This is a genomic window from Hymenobacter tenuis (assembly GCF_054780495.1).
The window spans coordinates 2034874-2054300 of the sequence record NZ_BAAGWF010000001.1; the positions used below are offsets into that span (position 1 = coordinate 2034874).

General features: G+C 57.0%; 15 protein-coding genes and 1 tRNA gene. 9 read left to right on the forward strand and 7 right to left on the reverse strand.

Annotated elements, in window-relative coordinates:
• Positions 1-56: 56 nt before the first annotated feature.
• Positions 57-138 (reverse strand) — tRNA-Leu (locus ACYVGU_RS08840).
• A 262-nt stretch (positions 139-400) separates the two neighbouring features.
• On the opposite strand from ACYVGU_RS08840, the gene ACYVGU_RS08845 reads away from it, so the two are divergent.
• Positions 401-865 (forward strand): low affinity iron permease family protein, encoded by a 465-nt coding sequence (locus tag ACYVGU_RS08845; protein ID WP_460614456.1) that lies wholly within the window; start codon positions 401-403, stop codon positions 863-865.
• Between the two features lie 56 nt (positions 866-921).
• Here ACYVGU_RS08845 and ACYVGU_RS08850 read toward each other — a convergent pair whose 3' ends face one another.
• On the reverse strand, positions 922-1608 hold the full coding sequence (locus tag ACYVGU_RS08850; RefSeq protein WP_460621738.1) for a Dps family protein: 687 nt from the start codon (positions 1606-1608) through the stop codon (positions 922-924).
• A gap of 112 nt (positions 1609-1720) precedes the next feature.
• On the opposite strand from ACYVGU_RS08850, the gene ACYVGU_RS08855 reads away from it, so the two are divergent.
• The 3 genes from ACYVGU_RS08855 to ACYVGU_RS08865 all read left to right on the forward strand — a co-directional run bounded on the left by ACYVGU_RS08855 (position 1721) and on the right by ACYVGU_RS08865 (position 3522).
• Complete coding sequence (locus ACYVGU_RS08855; RefSeq protein ID WP_460614458.1) at positions 1721-2425, forward strand: VIT1/CCC1 transporter family protein; 705 nt, start codon at positions 1721-1723, stop codon at positions 2423-2425.
• Between the two features lie 62 nt (positions 2426-2487).
• Positions 2488-2928: a hypothetical protein gene (locus ACYVGU_RS08860; RefSeq protein ID WP_460621739.1), complete on the forward strand. Its 441-nt coding sequence runs from the start codon at positions 2488-2490 to the stop codon at positions 2926-2928.
• 63 nt (positions 2929-2991) lie between these two features.
• Positions 2992-3522, forward strand: coding sequence for an MOSC domain-containing protein (locus tag ACYVGU_RS08865; protein ID WP_460621740.1), 531 nt, complete (start codon positions 2992-2994; stop codon positions 3520-3522).
• A gap of 592 nt (positions 3523-4114) precedes the next feature.
• Here ACYVGU_RS08865 and ACYVGU_RS08870 read toward each other — a convergent pair.
• From ACYVGU_RS08870 to ACYVGU_RS08890, 5 genes are all read right to left on the reverse strand, one after another.
• Positions 4115-5215 (reverse strand): glycoside hydrolase family 43 protein, encoded by a 1101-nt coding sequence (locus ACYVGU_RS08870; RefSeq protein ID WP_460621741.1) that lies wholly within the window; start codon positions 5213-5215, stop codon positions 4115-4117.
• A 1-nt stretch (position 5216) separates the two neighbouring features.
• Entirely contained in the window at positions 5217-6311 is a 1095-nt protein-coding gene (locus ACYVGU_RS08875; RefSeq protein WP_460621742.1) for a glycoside hydrolase 5 family protein, read from the reverse strand.
• Positions 6312-6378: 67 nt separating this feature from the next.
• Positions 6379-8283: a DUF294 nucleotidyltransferase-like domain-containing protein gene (locus tag ACYVGU_RS08880; RefSeq protein WP_460621743.1), complete on the reverse strand. Its 1905-nt coding sequence runs from the start codon at positions 8281-8283 to the stop codon at positions 6379-6381.
• Complete coding sequence (locus ACYVGU_RS08885; protein WP_460621744.1) at positions 8276-8989, reverse strand: 3'-5' exonuclease; 714 nt, start codon at positions 8987-8989, stop codon at positions 8276-8278. The genes ACYVGU_RS08880 and ACYVGU_RS08885 overlap by 8 nt, the downstream gene beginning before the upstream one ends.
• A 9-nt stretch (positions 8990-8998) precedes the next feature.
• The gene (locus ACYVGU_RS08890) at positions 8999-10108 is read right to left on the reverse strand and encodes a LacI family DNA-binding transcriptional regulator (RefSeq protein WP_460614465.1); all 1110 of its coding nucleotides are present in this window, start codon (positions 10106-10108) and stop codon (positions 8999-9001) included.
• Between the two features lie 346 nt (positions 10109-10454).
• Between ACYVGU_RS08890 and ACYVGU_RS08895 the strand changes: the two genes are divergently transcribed.
• The 5 genes from ACYVGU_RS08895 to tkt all read left to right on the forward strand — a co-directional run bounded on the left by ACYVGU_RS08895 (position 10455) and on the right by tkt (position 19319).
• Complete coding sequence (locus tag ACYVGU_RS08895; RefSeq protein WP_460621745.1) at positions 10455-12560, forward strand: alpha-L-arabinofuranosidase C-terminal domain-containing protein; 2106 nt, start codon at positions 10455-10457, stop codon at positions 12558-12560.
• 17 nt (positions 12561-12577) lie between these two features.
• Positions 12578-13576 (forward strand): glycoside hydrolase family 43 protein, encoded by a 999-nt coding sequence (locus ACYVGU_RS08900; protein ID WP_460621746.1) that lies wholly within the window; start codon positions 12578-12580, stop codon positions 13574-13576.
• Positions 13577-13877: 301 nt separating this feature from the next.
• A complete protein-coding gene (locus ACYVGU_RS08905; RefSeq protein WP_460621747.1) occupies positions 13878-15980 on the forward strand; it encodes an alpha-galactosidase in 2103 nt (700 codons plus the stop codon).
• 85 nt (positions 15981-16065) lie between these two features.
• Complete coding sequence (locus tag ACYVGU_RS08910; RefSeq protein WP_460621748.1) at positions 16066-17064, forward strand: family 43 glycosylhydrolase; 999 nt, start codon at positions 16066-16068, stop codon at positions 17062-17064.
• Between the two features lie 203 nt (positions 17065-17267).
• Positions 17268-19319: a transketolase family protein gene (gene tkt / locus ACYVGU_RS08915; RefSeq protein WP_460621749.1), complete on the forward strand. Its 2052-nt coding sequence runs from the start codon at positions 17268-17270 to the stop codon at positions 19317-19319.
• Positions 19320-19427 lie beyond the last annotated feature (108 nt).

Below are 19427 nucleotides of genomic sequence, written 5' to 3' on the forward strand. Positions count from 1 at the left end.
AGTAAAGACACGAAAAAGCCCGCTCCGGAAAAACCAGAGCGGGCTTTTTAGAAGAGTGCGCGCGGGGAGATTCGAACTCCCACACCCGAAGGCACCACCCCCTCAAGATGGCGTGTCTACCAGTTTCACCACGTGCGCAGATTTGGTAAGCACTCTTGTAAGCAGCAAAAGCCAGCGCTTTTGGATTCACTGAGGCGGCGAATCGAGGACAAAAGTAGAGGGTTGCGACGACGCCTGCAAATGCTGGCGGTGTTTTTTCCGGTTTTTGCTGTTCTGAGTTGGCTTGGCGGAGGTTTCGCTCTCAGTGTCAGCCTGAAAAATTTCATGCAATCTTCAGGAAGAGCCGCCAAACTTTCGCACCTTCTAGTGGCCTACGCACTTAACCAGCCCTTTTCACCCCATGCCACTGCCTGCTTCTCGCCCATCTAATTTCTTTGCCCGCTTTGCAGCCAAGGTTACAGCCTGGTCGGGCACTACGCTCGCGTTTTGCCTGGCGCTGGGCACTATCCTGGCGTGGGCCGTTACGGGTCCCATCTTTCATTACTCTGAAACCTGGCAGTTGGTCATTAACACCAGCACCACCATCATCACGTTTCTGATGGTATTCCTTATCCAGCGCGCTCAAAACAAGGATTCATTGGTGATGCACCTGAAGCTGAATGAACTGATTGCGGCGCACAAAGGGGCTAGTAACCGCCTGATTAACGCCCAGGATTTTACGGAAGAGGAAATTAACCTGATTCACGGCTACTTCTGTTTGCTTGCTGAAAAAGCCAAGCGCGACCATGACCTGGGCCGCACGCACTCGATGGAAGAAGCCGAAGAAAACCACCGCCAAAAAAGAAGAAGACGAGCCCATCGGTAAACAAAAAGGCCTCTCCTATCGGAAAGGCCTTTCTTATGTATTGGCAGCGGGGTTGGCTACTCAGCGCGGGCTAGGGGCGTATCTACTACGTGCTCTGACACGAACCACACCTGCATTTCGTTGGCGCGAAGCACTTCGCTCACCAGTAGGTCGTTGGTGCCGTCGTCGCCGGCATCATCAGCCTGCTTCGCGAAATCGTGACAGTTCTTAAGGATGATCTGGTGGGCTTCCAGTAGGCGTGACACTTGAATGGGCGCTTCTTCCCGGTCACGGGGCGGGCGCGGAATGCTGGCCAGCTCGGCCACATCATGGGCCATAGCTACGGCCACGCCACCCAGAATCTGGATGCGCTCGGCAATGGTATCTACCAACACACTTTGCTCCTCATAGTGCTTATCATAGAGCAGGTGCAGCTGATAGAAGGTAGGGCCCACTACCTGCCAATGGTGCTTTTTGTACAAGTCGCGCAGCGTGATGGTATCGGCCAGCATCTGGTTGAGGTTGTTAACGCTTTGCTGACGCGTTTTTTCATCAAGTCCGATAGGCAGGCGCTGCGATACGGTGCCGTACTTCTGCAGCGGAGCCGGCGCGTTGAATTGCTGGTTCAGGACCGGCTGCACACTAGGTGCTGCTTGGCCATTAACCGTCGTAGAAGCCGTAGGTGACGTTTTTTTGGCGACTGGTGCTTTCGCTTTAGGAGCTGCTAGGGTGGCAGCGGTATTCTTGGCGGGTGTTTTAGCCATGATAGGAGTACGAAATAGAGTGCATGAATGTGGGCGCCCGCCCAAAAGGCAGCGCCTCGCATCTTTACGCACAATAACGGCTCAGGTTAAGCGAAACCCTATATTAGCTTTCATGCAGCACATTCATCCGCACCCCGAAGACCACCTGAGCAGCTCGGCCATGCTGCAGGATATTGTAATTGGCCTGTCTGATGGCCTGACGGTGCCGTTTGCCCTGGCTGCGGGCCTGAGCGGAGCCGTGCAGTCCTCGGGGTTGGTGATTACGGCGGGGCTAGCAGAAATTGTTGCTGGCTCCATTGCCATGGGGCTGGGCGGCTACTTGGCCGGGCGCACGGAGGTAGAGCACTACGAGGCCGAGCTGGCCCGCGAGTACCGCGAAATACAGGAAGTGCCGCACGTAGAGCGCGCCGAGGTAGATGAGCTGCTGCAGGAAATCGGGCTGTCAGAGGCCACCCGGGCCCAGGCCGTGCGCGAGCTCACCGCCGACCCCGACCAATGGGTACGGTTTATGATGAAATATGAGCTAGGCCTGGAAAAGCCCGATTTGCGGCAGGCGCCCAAAAGTGCTGCTACCATCAGCATTGCCTATGCCCTGGGCGGCCTGATTCCGCTGAGCGCCTACTTTTTTACGGCCAATCCGGCGCAGGGGCTGGGCTGGTCGGCGGTGATTACGCTGGTGTGCTTGTTTCTGTTTGGCTACCTGAAAAGCCGCATGACGGGGCAACCACCGGTGCTGGGAGCCTTCAAAATGGCCGGCATCGGCGCGCTAGCAGCGGGAGCCGCCTTCCTGGTTGCCCGTCAAATTGGTGGTGAATAAAGATAGCCGCCCCTCTTACCTTAGCGAAAATTTAACCACGTACTTTCCTTTGGCCTACCCTTATGAATGAAGCGCATTTGCACTTGGTACTCAATCATGCTCCTATTCTGGGCACGCTGTTTGGCTTGGTAGTGCTGGCTTTTGGTATCGTGCGCCACGATGCCACCCTCAGCAAAACCGGCCTGATCAGCCTGGTGGTAGCGGCCGTGCTGTGCCTGCCCACTCAGCTTACCGGTGAAGGTGCGGAAGAGGTAGTAGAGCATTTGCCAGGTATTTCGCACCAGCTCATTCATGCCCACGAAGAAGCCGCCGAACTGGGATTCTGGGCGCTGGAGCTTACGGGAGCACTCGCACTCGTTGCCTTGCTGAATAAAACCCGCCCCCGCCTATTCCGGCTGGCGGTGTTGGCGGGCGCCATTCTGAGCTTTGGGTTGCTGGCCCGCGCTGGCAACCTGGGCGGCCAAATCAGCCACCCGGAACTGCAGGCCACAGTACAGCCGTAACTGCATTTCGCTCCTTGCCGGCGCCGCGGGCACTATCCCTTCATCTTCTTATCTGTTGCTGCTATGCCTTTTCCGTTTGTTGGCGATGACAAATCTACCATTGCGCAGCTACTGAGCACCTTGCCCCAACAGGGCCGGGTAGAGTGGATTGGCCTGCGCCCGGTGCGGCGGGAACCCCTGCAAGAAGTACAGGAAGCCACTGCCGAAACCGACCGCCACCTCGCCGGCGACCACGCTCGTCCGAAGCCAGGCGGCAAGCGCCAAATCACCCTGATTCAGCACGAGCATCTGGCGGCAGTGGGCAGTTTTCTGGGGCTGGCAAAGCCAGTGGCGCCCGGCCGGCTACGGCGTAACTTAGCCATCAGTGGCCTTAACCTACTAGCCCTCAAAAACCGTCGAATCCGGATTGGGGATGAGGTAGTGCTGGAAATCACCGGCGAGTGCCACCCTTGCTCCCGGATGGAGGAAGAGCTGGGACCGGGTGGCTACAACGCCATGCGCGGCCACGGCGGCCTTACCGCGCGCATTCTTCAGGGTGGCGTATTCCGTGTTGGCGATGTAGTGCAGGTACTACCCGCCGAGGCTGCCTCCTAGGGCCAACACGAACCACAAGCCATCTTACGCCACCCGTTTATAGGCCACACCCTAGGTATAGTTACCTGGGGTGTGGCCTTTTTTATCAGGCGATTTGTGCCTTTTAACGAGGGATGTAAGCTGCTTACCCATAATAGTAGCCTAACCAATCGAAATCCATTCCGGATTTTTAAGCGTAAATGGCTGAGTTACCTGCCCACGCTACCTTAAGCAACGCAGCCGGGTACTACTTGCCGCTCTTATCTTATTGCCTGACGCCCACACACCGGTTACAGGCCATTATCAGTGTTTTTGGTATGGATAAATGCATGTTGTATGACCCACTATGGCCCCACCCCTAACCTGGCCGCCACAGCAGTAGCCCTACTACTCCTGGCCGATTTGTTTCCGATTTTTTCTGGGCAGACCGGGAAAACAGAAACATCCAACGCCAATCGACATCGTCGGCATCGGCCCAAACAAAGCCGTCCCCATACATTATGATGCACATTTCACACCAACGCCCCAGTCCTCGCTAGGGCTGGGGCGTTGGTGTGAAAGGGACTTCCCTCGAAAAGCAGCAGTATATCTGGCCTGTCCGCTGGGCGCAGCGTTACTCCCCAGAGGGCCGGGGCAGTGCTACCCCGGCCGGAGCCGGCAACCCAAAGTTGGGGGAGCCATCGGGGTTCCAGGTAAACTGTTGCATGCGCGGGCTGCGGCGCGGGCCACACCCCTGGTCGGGCATGCTATTGGCGTGGTACAGAATCCAGTCCTGGGTGCCATCCGGCGACTTAAAAAACGAGTTGTGCCCCGGCGCATACACGCCCGCCGTGGAATTTTGTTGAAAGACTGGCCTCGGAGACTTAGCCCAGGAGCCGGGCTCTAGCAAGTTGCTACCTTCTTCGGCCGTGAGCATACCTAGCGCATACGAATCGGTCCAGCAGCCACTAGCCGAGTAAATGAGGTAAACCTTCCCGGCGTTACGCAGCAGCTGGGGGCCTTCGTTTACGTCCACATGGGGCGGATTTTGTGGATCGTGCAGGTCGCCGTCACGCTCCCAGAAGTATACGGGCGTCGAAATTTTGGTCCGCTGACCTTCTAATGTCCAGGGGTTTTTCAGGCGGGCAATGTAGATGTTCTGGCGGCCGTTGGTATCTCCCTCCCACCCCGACCACACCAAATATTGCTGGCCCCGGTTTTCAAACACCGACCCATCAATTGCCCACTTGTTGCTGGCATCGGTGAGCTGGCCTTTGCTGACCCATGTGCCTAGCAATGGATCTGCCGACTCGTTTTCCAACACCCACAGCCGGTGCGTTTGGTTGGTGCCGCTGTCGGCGGAGTAATACAGGTACCACTTACCGTTCAGGTAATGCAGTTCCGGCGCCCAAATCCCGTGGGCATTGGGCCCGGCTTTTGGCGGCGTCCAGACTACCTTGCTCGGGGCTTTATCGAGTTGGCTCAGGGACTTGGTTTTCCAGAGCGTGATGTTGTTGCCGGTGGTGTGGGTGTAGTAATAGAAGCCCTGGTGGTACACGCTCCATGGGTCGGCGCCGGAAGGTAGCAGCGGGTTGGTGAAAGTGCCTGGGGTAGTAACGGTTGCAGGCACCGTTTGCCCTAGTCCTGGCACGGCCAGGCTACTAGCCAGCCCCAGCAGCGCAACCGTCAGCCACCGCCTGCTGGCGGCCCGCCCCTGATGAAGCCGATTCGCCATATTACTTGCCGTTCAGCTTTTTAATTAGCTCGGTCTCGTCGCGGTGGTATGGGGTACCATCTTGGCGGAACACCTCATGAAACCACTCGATGGGCTCACTGCCATCGGGCAAGGGCGTGTCCCACTGATATTTGGTGTTGGTTTTGCCTTCTACCAGGCCCCAGTTAATGGCACCCACATTGTGCTGCTTCAGCAAAGGCATAATGTTGGAAAAACGGCTATTGCGGGTCCGGGCCATGTATTCGGTGCATATCATGGGCCGGCAGTGCGACTTCAGCAACTCAATAATGCGCTGATGCGACGGTGCTTCGTCGTAGCTGTGATAGGTGATAATGTCGGAGTGCAACGCCTGGTAGGCATTTAGCTCCGGGAAGTCCCAGGCCCACAGGCCCACGCTTAGGGGCTGTTCGGGGTTTACTTCGCGGGCCCACGCAAATACGTTGCGCACCAGCGGCAGCGAGGTAGCTTTTTTGCCTGAGTTGCCGGGCTCGTTATACAGGTCCCAGAGCAAAATGCGCTTGTCCGATTTAAACGAGGTCAGCACATCCTGCACGTAGGGCTTGAGCTTACTGAACGTAGCCGAGTCGCGGGAGGCGGGGTCGCCGGGGTCCTGCATCCAGCCTGAGTTATGGATACCGGGCTTGGGAGCCGGCTGGGGCCCCGCTTTAGGATCTTTGTTCCAGCAGTCATCAAAAAACACGAACAACGTCTGAATGTGGTGCTTGTCGGCCAGCGCGAGGTAGTCATTCATGCGCTTCTTGAACCCGCTAGGGTCTTGCTGCCAAGCCAGGCTGTGCAAAAACACGCGCATGGTGTTAAACCCAATACTTTCGGCGTAGCCCAATTCTTTATCAATAGTGGCAGGGTCAAACGTGGCGGCCTGCCACATTTCCAGTTGGTTGATGGCCGTGCTCGGGGCAAAGTTGGCGCCGCTCATCCAGGGGTGCGCTTTGTACCAAGCCTGCGCTTTCTCCACCGACCACCGACGGTCCAGTACCGCTGCCGCGGCTGGGCCCTTCGTCTTGATTTTGGTTTTCTGAGCGTAGCTGCCACTAGCTGCCAGCAGCAGCCAAAGCAGGAGAATCAGTTGTTTCATAGAGGCGGGAATTGGGGTTGGTAGCGAGCGAAGACAGGCAGAGCCTGGCAGGACAGTGAAAGTATATTTACAATGATTTCGTGAAGCTGACCTTTATTTTCAACTGGAAGTCACTGATAACCTTAAATATTTCCTTGAGCGTGACCTGCTCTACCTGCGTGAGGGTTGTCGGGTCAAGGTAATTGGTGGGGGCTTCGCGGTCGTTGATGATCTGGCGGGCCTGTTTCTGGAGGCGCATACCCATCAGGTAATAGTATGCCTGCAGTAGCTCCTGGTATTCCTTTTCCTTGAACACGCCTTGCTCGCGCAGTTGGGCTAGTCGCTCACCGGTGTTGGTCTGGAACACCTGATGCTGCAGCGCATATACCCGCACCAGGTCCACAATCGGCGACATCGTCCGCTTCAAATCAAACACCTGCTGGCCCTCCTGCGTGAAGGTGCGGATGTTACGGAAGAAGGTCAGCGGCGGCTCATACTGCAGCGCGTTTTTGGCCATAAAGAACAGAAAGCGCTCCAGGGGTTGCTCCAGCTCCTGATGCAGAAAGCTCTGCAGCTCATGCATCAGGCTGGCTTCACCGTAGAGGTAGCGGCAGTCGAAGAAGGTAGCAAACTGCATCACCGTTTCCGCATTCGACTCGCTCATCCACTGGCGGTAGTTGCGCTTCCAGTGCGAGAGGGAGTGCGTCCATTTGGGGTTTTTGGCCATGAAGCCGCCCGTGCAATAGTGCAGGCCAATGTGGTTGAGCTGGTCGGAAACGGCCGTGGCAAAGCGCAGGAAATACTCGCGCACCAGCTCGCGCTGCTCGTTGGCTTTGTCTTCGTAGATAATGGCGTTGTCTTGGTCCGTGAGTAGGGTTTGCTCTTTGCGCCCCTCGCTGCCCAGCACCATAAACACAAACTTGGCCGGCGCTGGCCCCAGCTCAGCCAGCACGTTTTCTATCACCTTCAGGGCAATGGTATCAGCCACGGTGGAAATCACCTGGTTCACGATATCTGCTTTCACGCCCCGGCTCAGCAGCTGGTTTACAATGTCGGGCACCATTTCCCAGCGGCGCTTCAGCTCGCGGGTGCTCTGGGCCAATTTTACGGCCTGAATAAACATAAACGGCGACTGGGCCAAGTCGCTAAGCAGCTTGTTTCGGCTCAGAAACCCCACATACTCGCCATTCTTCTCTACCAGCAGGTAGCGGGTTTTGGTCTGGAACATGAGCAGGATGGCCTCATACACATAGGCCTCGCTGCTGATAGAAACCAGTGGCGAAGCAGCCACCCCGGCTACCGGCTTGCGAGCATCCAGGCACCTAGCAATTACGGCGTCGCGCAGCGTGATATCGGTGCAATAGCCAATCACAGCACCTGATTCGGGGCTGGTCACGAACAAGCAGCTGACTTTGGCGGCCGCCATGCGCCTAGCGGCTTCAAAAATCGGCTCTGTACTGGGGCAGGTCACTAGCTCGCGCACCTCTACCCGGCTGATTCGGCGCGAAAACAGCTGATCGGCTATCAGAAAATTCTGCTCCGGCAGCGAGCTGGGTTTCACGAAATGGGCGTATTCCTCGTCGAGCATCCGCTCGCCGTAGCGCGCCGTGAAATAATGAAAGAACGGTTCGTAGGCCTGGCATAAGGCCCGAAAGTCGCGGCGCGGCAACTGCAGCACCCGGGTGCCTTTGTGCACGACTACGGTACGCAAGGAGCGCTTTTTGTTGAGCAGAATGGACATGCCGCCGTAGCAGGTGCCTGGGCCATATACTTCCGGCAGGCGCTTGTGCTGCTCGCTGTCGTAGAAGAAGGTTTCGTACTCGCCTTCCACAATAATATCGAGGCTACGCAGCTTGGATGTATCCTGCTGGTAGAGCAAGGTTTCGCGCGGGTGCTGCACTTCCTGCAGCAGGTCCACTACTCCTTCCAGCACATCTTCGGGCAGCAGCGTGAAGGGCGCCACGGTGCGGAGAAAAGCAAGACGATTATCCATAGAGTAACCAATATAGCAGCAGAAGTACGCATCCGAGGAGTGCCACCAAGAAAAGCCAGCGTTTAGCGGCCGGCGGGGGTGTTACTACCGGCTCGGTAAGCGCTTCCTGGCTAGTAAGAAGATCAGTGGTGATAAAGCCCTGGCGCTGCATCTCAAAAAAGCAGCGGGCCGTAGCAGCCGCATCAAGGTAGGCATCGTGCAGGCGCTCCATGGGCTCGCCAAACAGCAGCTCGTGTAGCTCGTGCAGCCTCAAATGCCGGCGGAGCTGGGTAGTAGATACGGGCGGCCAGGTGGCCGTCATGGTGCAAAATTGCGGAAGCGTGAGCAGCGGGTTATTCAGCCCAGCTCGCAAGAACGCGGCCCCTAGTACATGAAAATCCAGCTGCAGGAAATGGCCAATTACCCTTGGCCGATACGTAGCCAGATCGGCCAGCAAGCGGCGCAACACCAGCTCAGGCGGCTGGCCCTGCTCCCGCAGAAACTGCTCCGTCAGGCCATGAATTTCAATGGCGGCGGCGGGCATACTCCCGGCCGGAATCTGCAGATAAGCTTGGTCTGCTTTTACTAGGTTTCCCTCTGAGGTATACACTACCCACCCCAGCTGCGCTATGTGGGGCCACTCCTTTTCCTCGGCGTAAGGCCGGGTCCAGCGGGCCGGCAGACCCGTGGTTTCGGTGTCCACGAACAGCAGATACTCCTGCGGCATAGCCCGAACCTAGTGCGCCCTTACGCCGACTTTTTTGGCCACAGACCTGGCTTGACCGACTACTTCCGCGCGGGCCGACGAGCCTCGCACCAGCAGCTCCGGCCGAAGCGAGACTTGCCGGGGCACAAACGCGCGGCCATCGGCTTCAATCACCTCTAGCAGCAAGCGTACCGCGGCTTGGCCCATTTCCTCGCAGCGCTGGTCAATGGTAGTAATAGAAGGCTCCGTGATAACGGTAAAGGTCTCGTTACTGAAGCCTGAAATGGCTACGTCCTCGGGTACCCGCAACCCCTGGCGGTGCGCCTCCTGCATGGCCCCCAGCGCGGCATAGTCTCCGGCGGCAAATACTCCGTCGGGCGGATTTGCGGAGGCCAGCAGCTGACGCATTCCTTCGGCACCCTGGTCCTGACCCATATCTGAGCAAATAATCAGGCTTTCGTCTTCGGGCAGGCCGGCTTCGCGCAAGGCATCGAGGTAGCCTTGGCGGCGGTTTTTGTAGATGTTCAGGTGTTGGGGGCCAGCCAGGTGCGCAATGCGGTGGCAGCCCTGGCTGATCAGATGCTTGGTAGAAACGTAGCCGCCTTCCTGGTCATCCAGCACTACCGCATTCACGTTGTCGCCTTCCACAATCCGGTCAAAGAAAACCAGCGGCAGGCCGCGGCTGCGTACTTTCTCAAAATGGCGAAAATCGTGGGTAGTGCGTGATAACGACACCAGAATACCCGCCACCTGGGCGCTCAGCAGAATATCGAGGTTACGACGCTCCTGGGCCACATCTTCATTCGACTGACAGATAATAACATTGTAACCGGCCTTGCTGGCAGCGGTTTCAATGCCGTGCACTACCGAAGGGAAAAAGCGCCCCTCGATATAGGGCACCACAATGCCTAGCAACTGGCTTTTGCCTTTGCGCAACGCCGAAGCCAGCCGGTTGGGCTGATAGTTATATTTCTTGGCCAGCTTCAGCACTTTCTGCTTCATGGCCGGCCCGATGCTGTGGTGGTCACTCAGGGCCCGCGAAATGGTTGTCATGGACACGCCTAGCTCCCGGGCCAGGTCGGCCATGGAAACAGGGCTAGTAGTATTTGAGTCCGGGACTTGTTTTTTTCGAAGGGACATAAGGGAGTGGGCTACACAATGCTTTGTGTAAAGATAGAATGATTTCGAATCTTAGATGTATACTCCCCTCTGCAAACATCTATTTTAGCTTATTTTCTGAATTAAAATGCCCTACAAAGCCTATTTACTATACTCTTATGGCAAATGAAATCTGGTTCTTTTTAAAGAAAACAACCATCATGTTGCGTTTTTCTTATTACTTTACACAATCGATTGTGCCTTGTGTTCAAGGGAAAAGCACCTATCGTTCAGATTACACACGAAAAAAAGTGGGGACTCACTAGCCCTTCCCTAGGCTGCAACCCCACTGATAGCCTACACGCATTTCGCTCATTTCATCTACCACATGCTCACATCTTCTCCCACCCGATTTGCGCAGCTGGCCACTGGCCTAGGCCTGCTCAGTACTCTCGGCCTAGGCACTGCCTTTGCCCAAACCAAGCCCACCGCTGCCAACACCATTACGGTGCAGGTAAACAAGCCCGGCGCCCCCATCGCCAAAACAATGTATGGCCTCTTCTTCGAGGACATCAACTTTGCCGCTGATGGCGGCCTATACCCAGAGCTGGTTAAAAACAAGTCGTTTGAGCTGGATGAGCACCTGCTAGGGTGGCGCGGCATTCGGGGCGCAGCGGCTTTATCGACTTACACGGTATCGAGCCAGCAGCCCATCAGTGCTCAGAACAACCACTTCCTGCGCATGACGGCCGCCACGGCCAGTCCCGATGCTGGCTTCATCAATGAAGGCTTCCGCGGTATGGGCGTGAAGCAGGGCGGTGAATACACGTTCTCGGTGTACCTGCGCAAGGGTGCCGGCAATGCCAGCGGCCTGAACGTGACTCTGGAAGAAGGCGGGCCCGGCGCGGGTCCGGAAGCAGGCCCCTCGGGCAAAGTGCTAGCCCAGACCAAGATTACTGGCCTAACCAATGAATGGAAAAAGTACAGCGTGGTGCTGAAGTCGTCGGGTACGGCTGAGAAAGCGCGCCTGAAGCTAACCATGGAAGGCGCCGGCACGCTGGATATTGATGTGGTTTCGCTGTTCCCAAAAGACACCTACAAGAACCGCGAGAACGGCCTGCGTACCGACTTGGTGCAGCTGCTCAAGGACATGAACCCCGGCTTCCTGCGCTTCCCCGGTGGCTGCATCGTGGAAGGCCGCAACCTGACAGAGCGCTACCAGTGGAAAGAAACCATTGGCGACGTGGCTAGCCGCGTGCCGCTGGTAAACCGCTGGAATATGGAGTTTAAGCACCGCTCCACGCCCGACTATTACCAGTCTTTCGGGTTGGGCTTCTTTGAGTACTTCCAGCTTTCCGAGGACATTGGTGCGGAGCCCGTTCCAATCCTGAACGTGGGCATGGCCTGCCAATTCAACTCGGCCGAGTTGGCCCCGGTTTCGGGGGTAGCGGCTGGCGGCCCAAATGCTGGCTCGTCGCATAACCACGAAGACGATGACCCGACGCTGGAGACCTTCATTCAGGACGCGTTGGATCTGATTGAGTTTGCCAACGGCCCCGCTAGCAGCCCATGGGGCGCCAAGCGTGTAGCCATGGGCCACGCCGCACCGTTCAACCTGAAGTACATCGGTATCGGTAACGAGCAGTGGGGTCCGCAGTACCTGGAGCGCTACGAGCCCTTCATGAAAGCTGTGAAGGCCAAGTATCCCAACATGAACATCGTATCCAGCGCGGGCCCAAGCCCCGATGGGGAGCTGTTCGACAAAGCCAGCAAGCGCCTGCGGGAGCTGAAGGCCGAGGTGATTGACGAGCACTACTACGCCAAGCCGGAGTGGTTCCGCCAGAACGTAGGCCGCTACGACAACTACCCCACCACCGGCACCAAAATCTTCGCGGGCGAGTATGCCGCGCAAAGTGTCGCCATCGGCAGCCCCGACAACAAGAACAGCTGGGACTGCGCCATCTCGGAAGCGGCCTTCATGACTGGCCTAGAGCGCAACGCCGATAAGGTAATTATGGCCTCCTACGCGCCGCTCTTCGCACACGTAGATGCTTGGCAATGGACGCCGGATATGATCTGGTTTGATAACCTGAAAGCCTACGGCACTCCCAACTACTACGTGCAGAAGATGTACAGCACCAACCCCGGCACCACCATGCTGCCGGTGCAGCGCGCTGGCAATGCCAAGAATGGTGATGACAACCTGTTCAGCAGCGCCACCGCCGACGACAAAACCGGCGAAATCATTGTGAAGCTGGTGAACTACTCTACTTCGGCTCGCCCCGTAACGGTCAACCTGCAGGGCGCCAAAAAATTGGGTAAAGCTGGCAAAGCCATTGTATTGGCCAGCAATGACCTGAACGCCGTGAACAGCCTGGAGCAGCCCATGAACGTGGCACCTAAGGAGGAACCCTTCAAGGTATCGTCGTCGAATGTGACCTACACGCTGGCCCCGAACTCGTTTACGGTGCTGCGTATTCCTGGCAAGCGCTAAGCGGTAATTTCTGACGTATGAAAAACCTGCTTTTCACTTCCCGCTCGTTGCTCACTGGTCTGCTGCTGGCATCGGCCGCTCCTACCCTGGCGCCCACGGCGGCGCTAGGGCAGGCAGCGCCTGAACCCGTAGCTGGCAACCCTATCATCAAAGACAAGTACACCGCCGACCCGGCCGCCTTCGTGCACAAAGGCACGGTGTACCTCTACGCCGGCCACGATGAGGCCCCCGCCCGGCAGGAGCGCTACGTGATGAACGAATGGCTCTGCTATTCTTCCACCGACATGGTGAACTGGAAAGAGCACCCCTCACCGCTAAACGTGAAAGCGTTTGCGTGGGCCAAAGCCGATGCCTGGGCCTCCCAGGTAATTGAGCGCAACGGCAAGTTCTATTGGTACGTGGCCGTGGAGCACGGCACCATTCCGGGCAAAGCCATTGGGGTGGCCGTGTCGGATAGCCCTACAGGGCCGTTCAAGGACGCGCGGGGCTCGGCCATCATCACCAACAATATGACCGAAAGTCCCATCTCCTGGGACGACATCGACCCCACCGTATTCATTGATGACAAGGGACAGGCCTACCTCTACTGGGGCAACACCAACTGCTACTGGGCCAAGCTGAAGCCCAACATGACCGAGCTGGACGGCCCCATCAACAAGGTGACTACGCTGCCTAAGTTCACGGAAGCCCCCTGGGTTCATAAGCACAACGGCTGGTACTACCTCAGCTACGCTTACCAGTTCCCGGAGAAGATTGCTTACGCCATGAGCCGCAGCATTGAGGGACCCTGGGAATTCAAGGGTATTCTAAACGAGGTGGCGGGTAATTCCAACACCAACCACCAGTCCATCATTGATTTCAAAGGCAAGTCGTATTTCATCTACCACAACGGCAGCATCCCCACGGATGGCGGTTCCTTCCGCCGCTCCGTCTGCATCGATGAGTTGTACTACAACAAAGATGGCACGATGAAGCGGGTTGTCATGACGACCGAAGGCGTGAAGCCAGTCAAGTAACTGGCCTAGGCCTCTTGCCACCCCGAACCGTCACGCTGAGCGTAGCCGAAGCATTTTGCGTGCTGCTGTTGCCACAGTACCCGTCATGCTGAGCGGAGTCGAAGTATCTCTACCTCTTGCTACTCAAGGAAGCCTGCAACGAAGCGGTGGAGATGCTTCGACTCCGCTCAGCATGACGATCTGTTTTTGAATACGTTATAGGCCCTTTCCTGCTCTGCTCCTTCCCACCTCTCCCACCCTGCTCATGCTGAAATGCGTACTTAGTAGTTGCCTGCTGCTCCTTGGCGGTAGGGCGTCTGCCATGGCTCAGCCTACCCCGCCCATCGTTATAGAAACTGAGCACGTGAGCATGGTGCTGGCCGTGGGCGAAAACCAGAAGCTGTACCAAACATACCTGGGCACGAAGCTGGCTAATACCGCGGAGTATCAGCAGCTCCAACACCGCCACGAAGCCTACGTACCGGCTGGCACCGACAACCTATTTGAGCCCGCCATTCGGGTGGTGCATCCGGATGGTAACCCATCGTTGGCCCTAACCTTCGCCGATCAGAAGACCACGAAGTCGGGCGATGATGTAACAGAAACTGTTATTCGGCTGCGCGACCCGCAGTATCCGGTGGAAGTGCTGCTGCATTTTGCGGCGTATTTTCAGGAAGACGTAATCAAGACCTGGACTGAGATTCGGCACCGGGAAAAGAAGCCGGTGGTGCTGACCAGCTACGCTTCGGCCATGCTGCATTTCGATGCCCACCAGTACTGGCTCACTCAGTTTCACGGCGACTGGGCCGAGGAAGCGCAACAGCAGGAAAACCAGCTCACTAGCGGCATCAAGGTCATCGACACCAAGCTGGGCACCCGCGCTAACTGGTACCAGACGCCCGCGTTTTTCCTAGGCCTCGATCAGCCCGCAACCGAAACCAGCGGCCAGGTACTAGCCGGCACGCTGGCCTGGACTGGCAACTTCCGGTTTGCCTTTGAGCTGGACAACGTGAACTCCTTGCGCATTTCGGCGGGCATCAACCCCTACGCCTCCGAGTACATGCTGCCCGCCAACCAGACGTTTACTACCCCCGAATTCATCTTTACCTACAGCGCTGCCGGCAAAGGGCAGGCGTCGCGTAACCTGCACCGCTGGGCCCGCCACTTCGGTGTGCTCGATGGCACAAAGCCGCGCGTAACCCTGCTCAACAACTGGGAATCGACGTTTTTTGATTTCGATGAGCCCAAGCTAGATCGTATCATCGGCGACGCGGCCAAGCTGGGCGTAGATGTGTTCTTGCTCGATGACGGTTGGTTCGGCAACAAATACCCACGCAGCAGCGACCAGACGGGCCTAGGCGACTGGCAGCCCACCAAAACGAAACTTCCGAACGGCGTAAGCCACCTCGTGCAAACGGCCAGTAAGGAGGGTGTGAAATTTGGCATTTGGCTGGAACCCGAAATGGTAAACCCCAAGAGCGAGCTGTATGAGAAGCACCCCGACTGGATTCTGAAGCTGCCCAACCGCCCCGAGGACTACTACCGCAACCAGTTGGTACTCGACCTGACCAACCCCAAGGTGCAGGACTTCGTGTACAACATTGTGGATGAGCAGCTAAGCCAGGGAGTAGCCTACGTGAAGTGGGACTGCAACCGCATGATCACCAACGGCTACTCGCAGCACCTCAAGAAAAACCAGAGCCATTTGTATGTCGACTATGTGCGCGGCCTCTACAAAGTGCTGAGCCGCGTGCGCCAAAAGCACCCGCACGTGCCCATGATGCTGTGCTCCGGCGGCGGCGCCCGCACCGATTATGGCGGCCTTAAGTACTTCACGGAGTTCTGGACCTCCGACAATACCGACGCCTTGGAACGCATTTATATCCAGTGGGGCTATTCCAACTTTTTCCCCTCCAACACACTCGCTAGCCACGTCACGAATTGGAACCGCCAGCAAAGCCTCAAGTTCCGGACGGATGTAGCCATGATGGGAAAACTGGGGTACGACATTGAGGTGGAGAAGATGACGCCTGAAGAGCGGCAATACAGCCAGCAGGCCGTAAAAGACTACAAACGCCTCAGCGAGGTCATCTGGCAGGGCGACCAATATCGGCTCCGCTCCCCCTATGATGGCAACCAAGCCGCCCTCATGTATGTAGCTGAACACAAGGCCAAAGCGGTTCTCTATGGCTATAACCTGCGCACCCGCTTCAACGAAACTGTGCTGCCTGTGCGTCTGCAGGGCCTCGACCCAGCTAAGCGCTACCGTATCACGGAAATCAGCTTAATACCCGGCGCTACATCCGACCTGCCGGCCAACAGCCAAACTTACTCCGGCGATTATCTGATGCAGGTAGGCATCGTGGTTTCATCTCCTAATGCCCCTGCCCTCACGAGCCACGTGCTGGAGCTGTCTGCAGAGTAAGCACTACCTGTGGTGTCGGTTCACTAGGCACACGGTAGCGGTAAAGTTGCCCTCCTTAAACCCACCAATTTTAACACAATCGTTTATGTATTCTCGCTTAATAAAGCCTCTCGTTACCTTGTCCATTGTACTAGGTAGCTTGGGAGCTCAAGCCCAAACAGCTCCTGCCCTGATTCCGGCGCACGATCCGGTGATGGCGCAGCAGAACGGTACATACTACATGTTCTGCACGGGGCCGGGCATTGCGGTGTGGTCATCGAAGGACCGTAAGAACTGGACGCGGGAAAAGCCAATTTTCGCCACGGCTCCTACTTGGGCTACGAAGGCAGTGCCAGGCTTTAAAGGCAACCACATTTGGGCGCCCGATATTTCCTACCACAACGGGGTATACTCGCTGTTTTATTCCATTTCGGCGTTCGGCAAGAACACATCCTGCATAGGCCTTGCCACCAACAAAACCCTCGATCCTACTTCCAAAGATTTCAAGTGGGTTGATCATGGTCGCGTGATTCAGTCCGTACCAGGACGTGATATGTGGAATGCCATTGACCCCAACCTGGTCCGAGACGAAGCCGGAAGCCCTTGGTTATCATTTGGTTCCTTCTGGGATGGCATCAAGCTCGTGAAGCTCACTCCAGATCTGAAAGCACCTGCCCAACCGGAGCAATGGCGCACCATTGCCAAGCGCCCCCGCAGCCCCCAACTCAACGACTCCCTGCCTGGCGACGGAGCTATCGAGGCCCCATTCATTTTTAAGAAGGATGGCTTCTATTACTTATTCACCTCCTTCGACTATTGCTGCCGCGGCCCGCAGAGTACTTATAAGATTATGGTGGGCCGCTCGAAAGACGTAAAAGGTCCCTACGTGGATAAGGCTGGCGTAGCGCTCGATCAGGGCGGAGGTACCGAAGTATTAGCCGGCGACAAGAACTGGTTTGGCCTAGGTCACAACTCAGTATATACCTTCGACAAAGCTGATTACTTGGTCTTCCACGGCTACGATGCTGCGGATAAAGGACACTCCAAATTGCGTATCGAGAAGCTGAGCTGGGATGCTGCCGGTTGGCCCGTTGTACAGCCCTAAAGAAGTAAGGCAGAGCATAAATTCACACAATCGTTTGTGTATACTAATACAAAAGAGTACTTTCGGCTTTAGCGCGGCCAATTGCTCATCCGCCTCGCTTCGGTACTGATGGCAAACAGCTTTCTTAGGTACAGCACCCTAGTACATCTGTTCCTTCGTTACCGCAAGCCGTAGAATCTTCCCACCATTTTTATCGTCAGTTCGTGACCAAGTCGACTTTCTCTCCTGCTGAACTAAGCGTTAACACCATCCGCCTCTTGTCGGTAGATATGGTACAGGCGGCTAACTCGGGCCATCCGGGCCTACCGATGGGTGCAGCCCCCATGGCGTACGTGCTGTTTTCGCGCTTTCTGCGTTTTAACCCAAAGGATCCGAAGTGGCCTAACCGCGACCGGTTTGTGCTATCGGCGGGCCACGGCTCGGCATTGCTGTATAGCCTGCTGCACCTCTATGGCTACGACCTGACCCTGGATGATGTGAAGAGCTTCCGGCAGATGCACTCCAAAACGCCCGGCCACCCCGAGTCGAACCTGACACCCGGCGTGGAAGTAACCACGGGCCCACTAGGTCAGGGTTTCGCCAACGGCGTAGGAATGGCCATGGCCGAGGCGCACTTGGCCGCCGTGTACAACAAACCTGGCCACGAGCTAATGGACCACTACACCTACGCTATTGTCAGCGACGGTGACCTGATGGAAGGTATTGCGGCCGAAGCGGCTTCGCTGGCTGGCCACTTGAAGCTCGGCAAGCTCATCTACCTCTACGACGACAACGATATCAGCCTCGACGGGCCTACCAACCTCTCGTATACCGAGGATGCGCTGGCTCGCTTTGAGGCCTACGGCTGGCACACCCAGCGCGTGATGGATGGCAACGACCTCGACAGTATTGAGGCTGCCATTAAAGCGGCTCAACAGGAAACTGAGCGCCCTTCTATTATCTCCGTGAAGACCATTATTGGTTACGGTAGCCCGCAGGAAGGCACGAGCAAGGTCCACGGCTCCCCGCTAGGCCCCGACAATGTCAAGAAGGCGAAAGAGTTTTTTGGCTTCGACCCCGAGGCCACGTTTGTAGTGCCCGAAGAAGTGCGCACGCATCTGGCTGAAGCCGGCCAGCGCGGTGCTCAACTTCAGGCAGAATGGCAGCAGAAATCAGAGGCGTACCAGCAGGAGTTCGGCACAGAGTGGGAACTGTTCCGGGCTTCGTTTGCGGGAGAGCTCCCCGCAGGCTGGGACGCCTCGCTGCCCGTTTTCACCCCCGCCGATGGCGCCATGGCTACTCGTCAGGCGTCCGGCAAAGCGCTTACCGCGCTCAAGAAAAGCGTGCCCTTCCTGTTCGGTGGCTCCGCCGACCTGGCCAGCTCCAATGAGATGCCTACTGGCGGCGACGCCAGCTTCCAGCCCGGCGCGTATGAGCACAGCAACATCTGGTTTGGCGTGCGCGAGCATGCCATGGGCGGCGCCATGAACGGCATGGCCCACCACGGTGGCGTACGCACTTACGGCGGCACATTTCTTACCTTCTCCGACTACATGCGCGGTGCCATCCGCCTCACGGCCCTAGCCGAGTCGGCTGCTACATTCGTGTTCACCCACGACAGCATAGGCCTGGGCGAAGATGGCCCCACGCATCAGCCCGTTGAGCACGTAGCCGCGCTGCGCACCATCCCGAATATTGTGGTGATTCGCCCTGCTGATGCCAACGAAACGGTAGAAGCCTGGCGCATTGCCATGACCACGCCTAAGTCGCCGGTGGTCCTGATTTTGTCGCGCCAGAAGCTGCCAACCTTGGACCAAGAGAAGTACGGCTCGGCACGCGAAGGTGTGGCCAAAGGCGCCTACATTCTCAGCGAAGCCGAAGGGGGCAAGCCTGAGCTGATTCTGTTAGCTACCGGCTCAGAAGTAGCCCTAGTGATGCAAGCGCAGGAGAAACTGCAGCAGCAAGGCGTACCCACCCGCGTGGTTAGCATGCCTTCGTGGGAGCTGTTCGAGAAGCAGGACAAGGCCTATCGGCAGCAGGTGTTGCCCTCCGACGTGCGCAAGCGCGTAGCGGTAGAGGCAGGCTCGCCCATGGGCTGGCACAAATATGCCACCGATGAAGGCACCGTCATTGCCATGAACCGCTTCGGCGAATCGGGTCCCGGTGAGGCTGTAATGGAGTACTTCGGGTTCAGTGTGGATAACGTGGTGAAGCAGGCCAACTGGGTACTGCAGGGCCAGCCCGCTGAAATTGAGAAGAAGGAAGTTTTATCGTAAACACTTGATGCTTTCAAAAGGAACGTCATGCTGAGCTTGCCGAAGCATCTCTACCGATTCATCTAGGCCAGTTGAGTTAGCCAGCGGTAGAGATGCTTCGACTCCGCT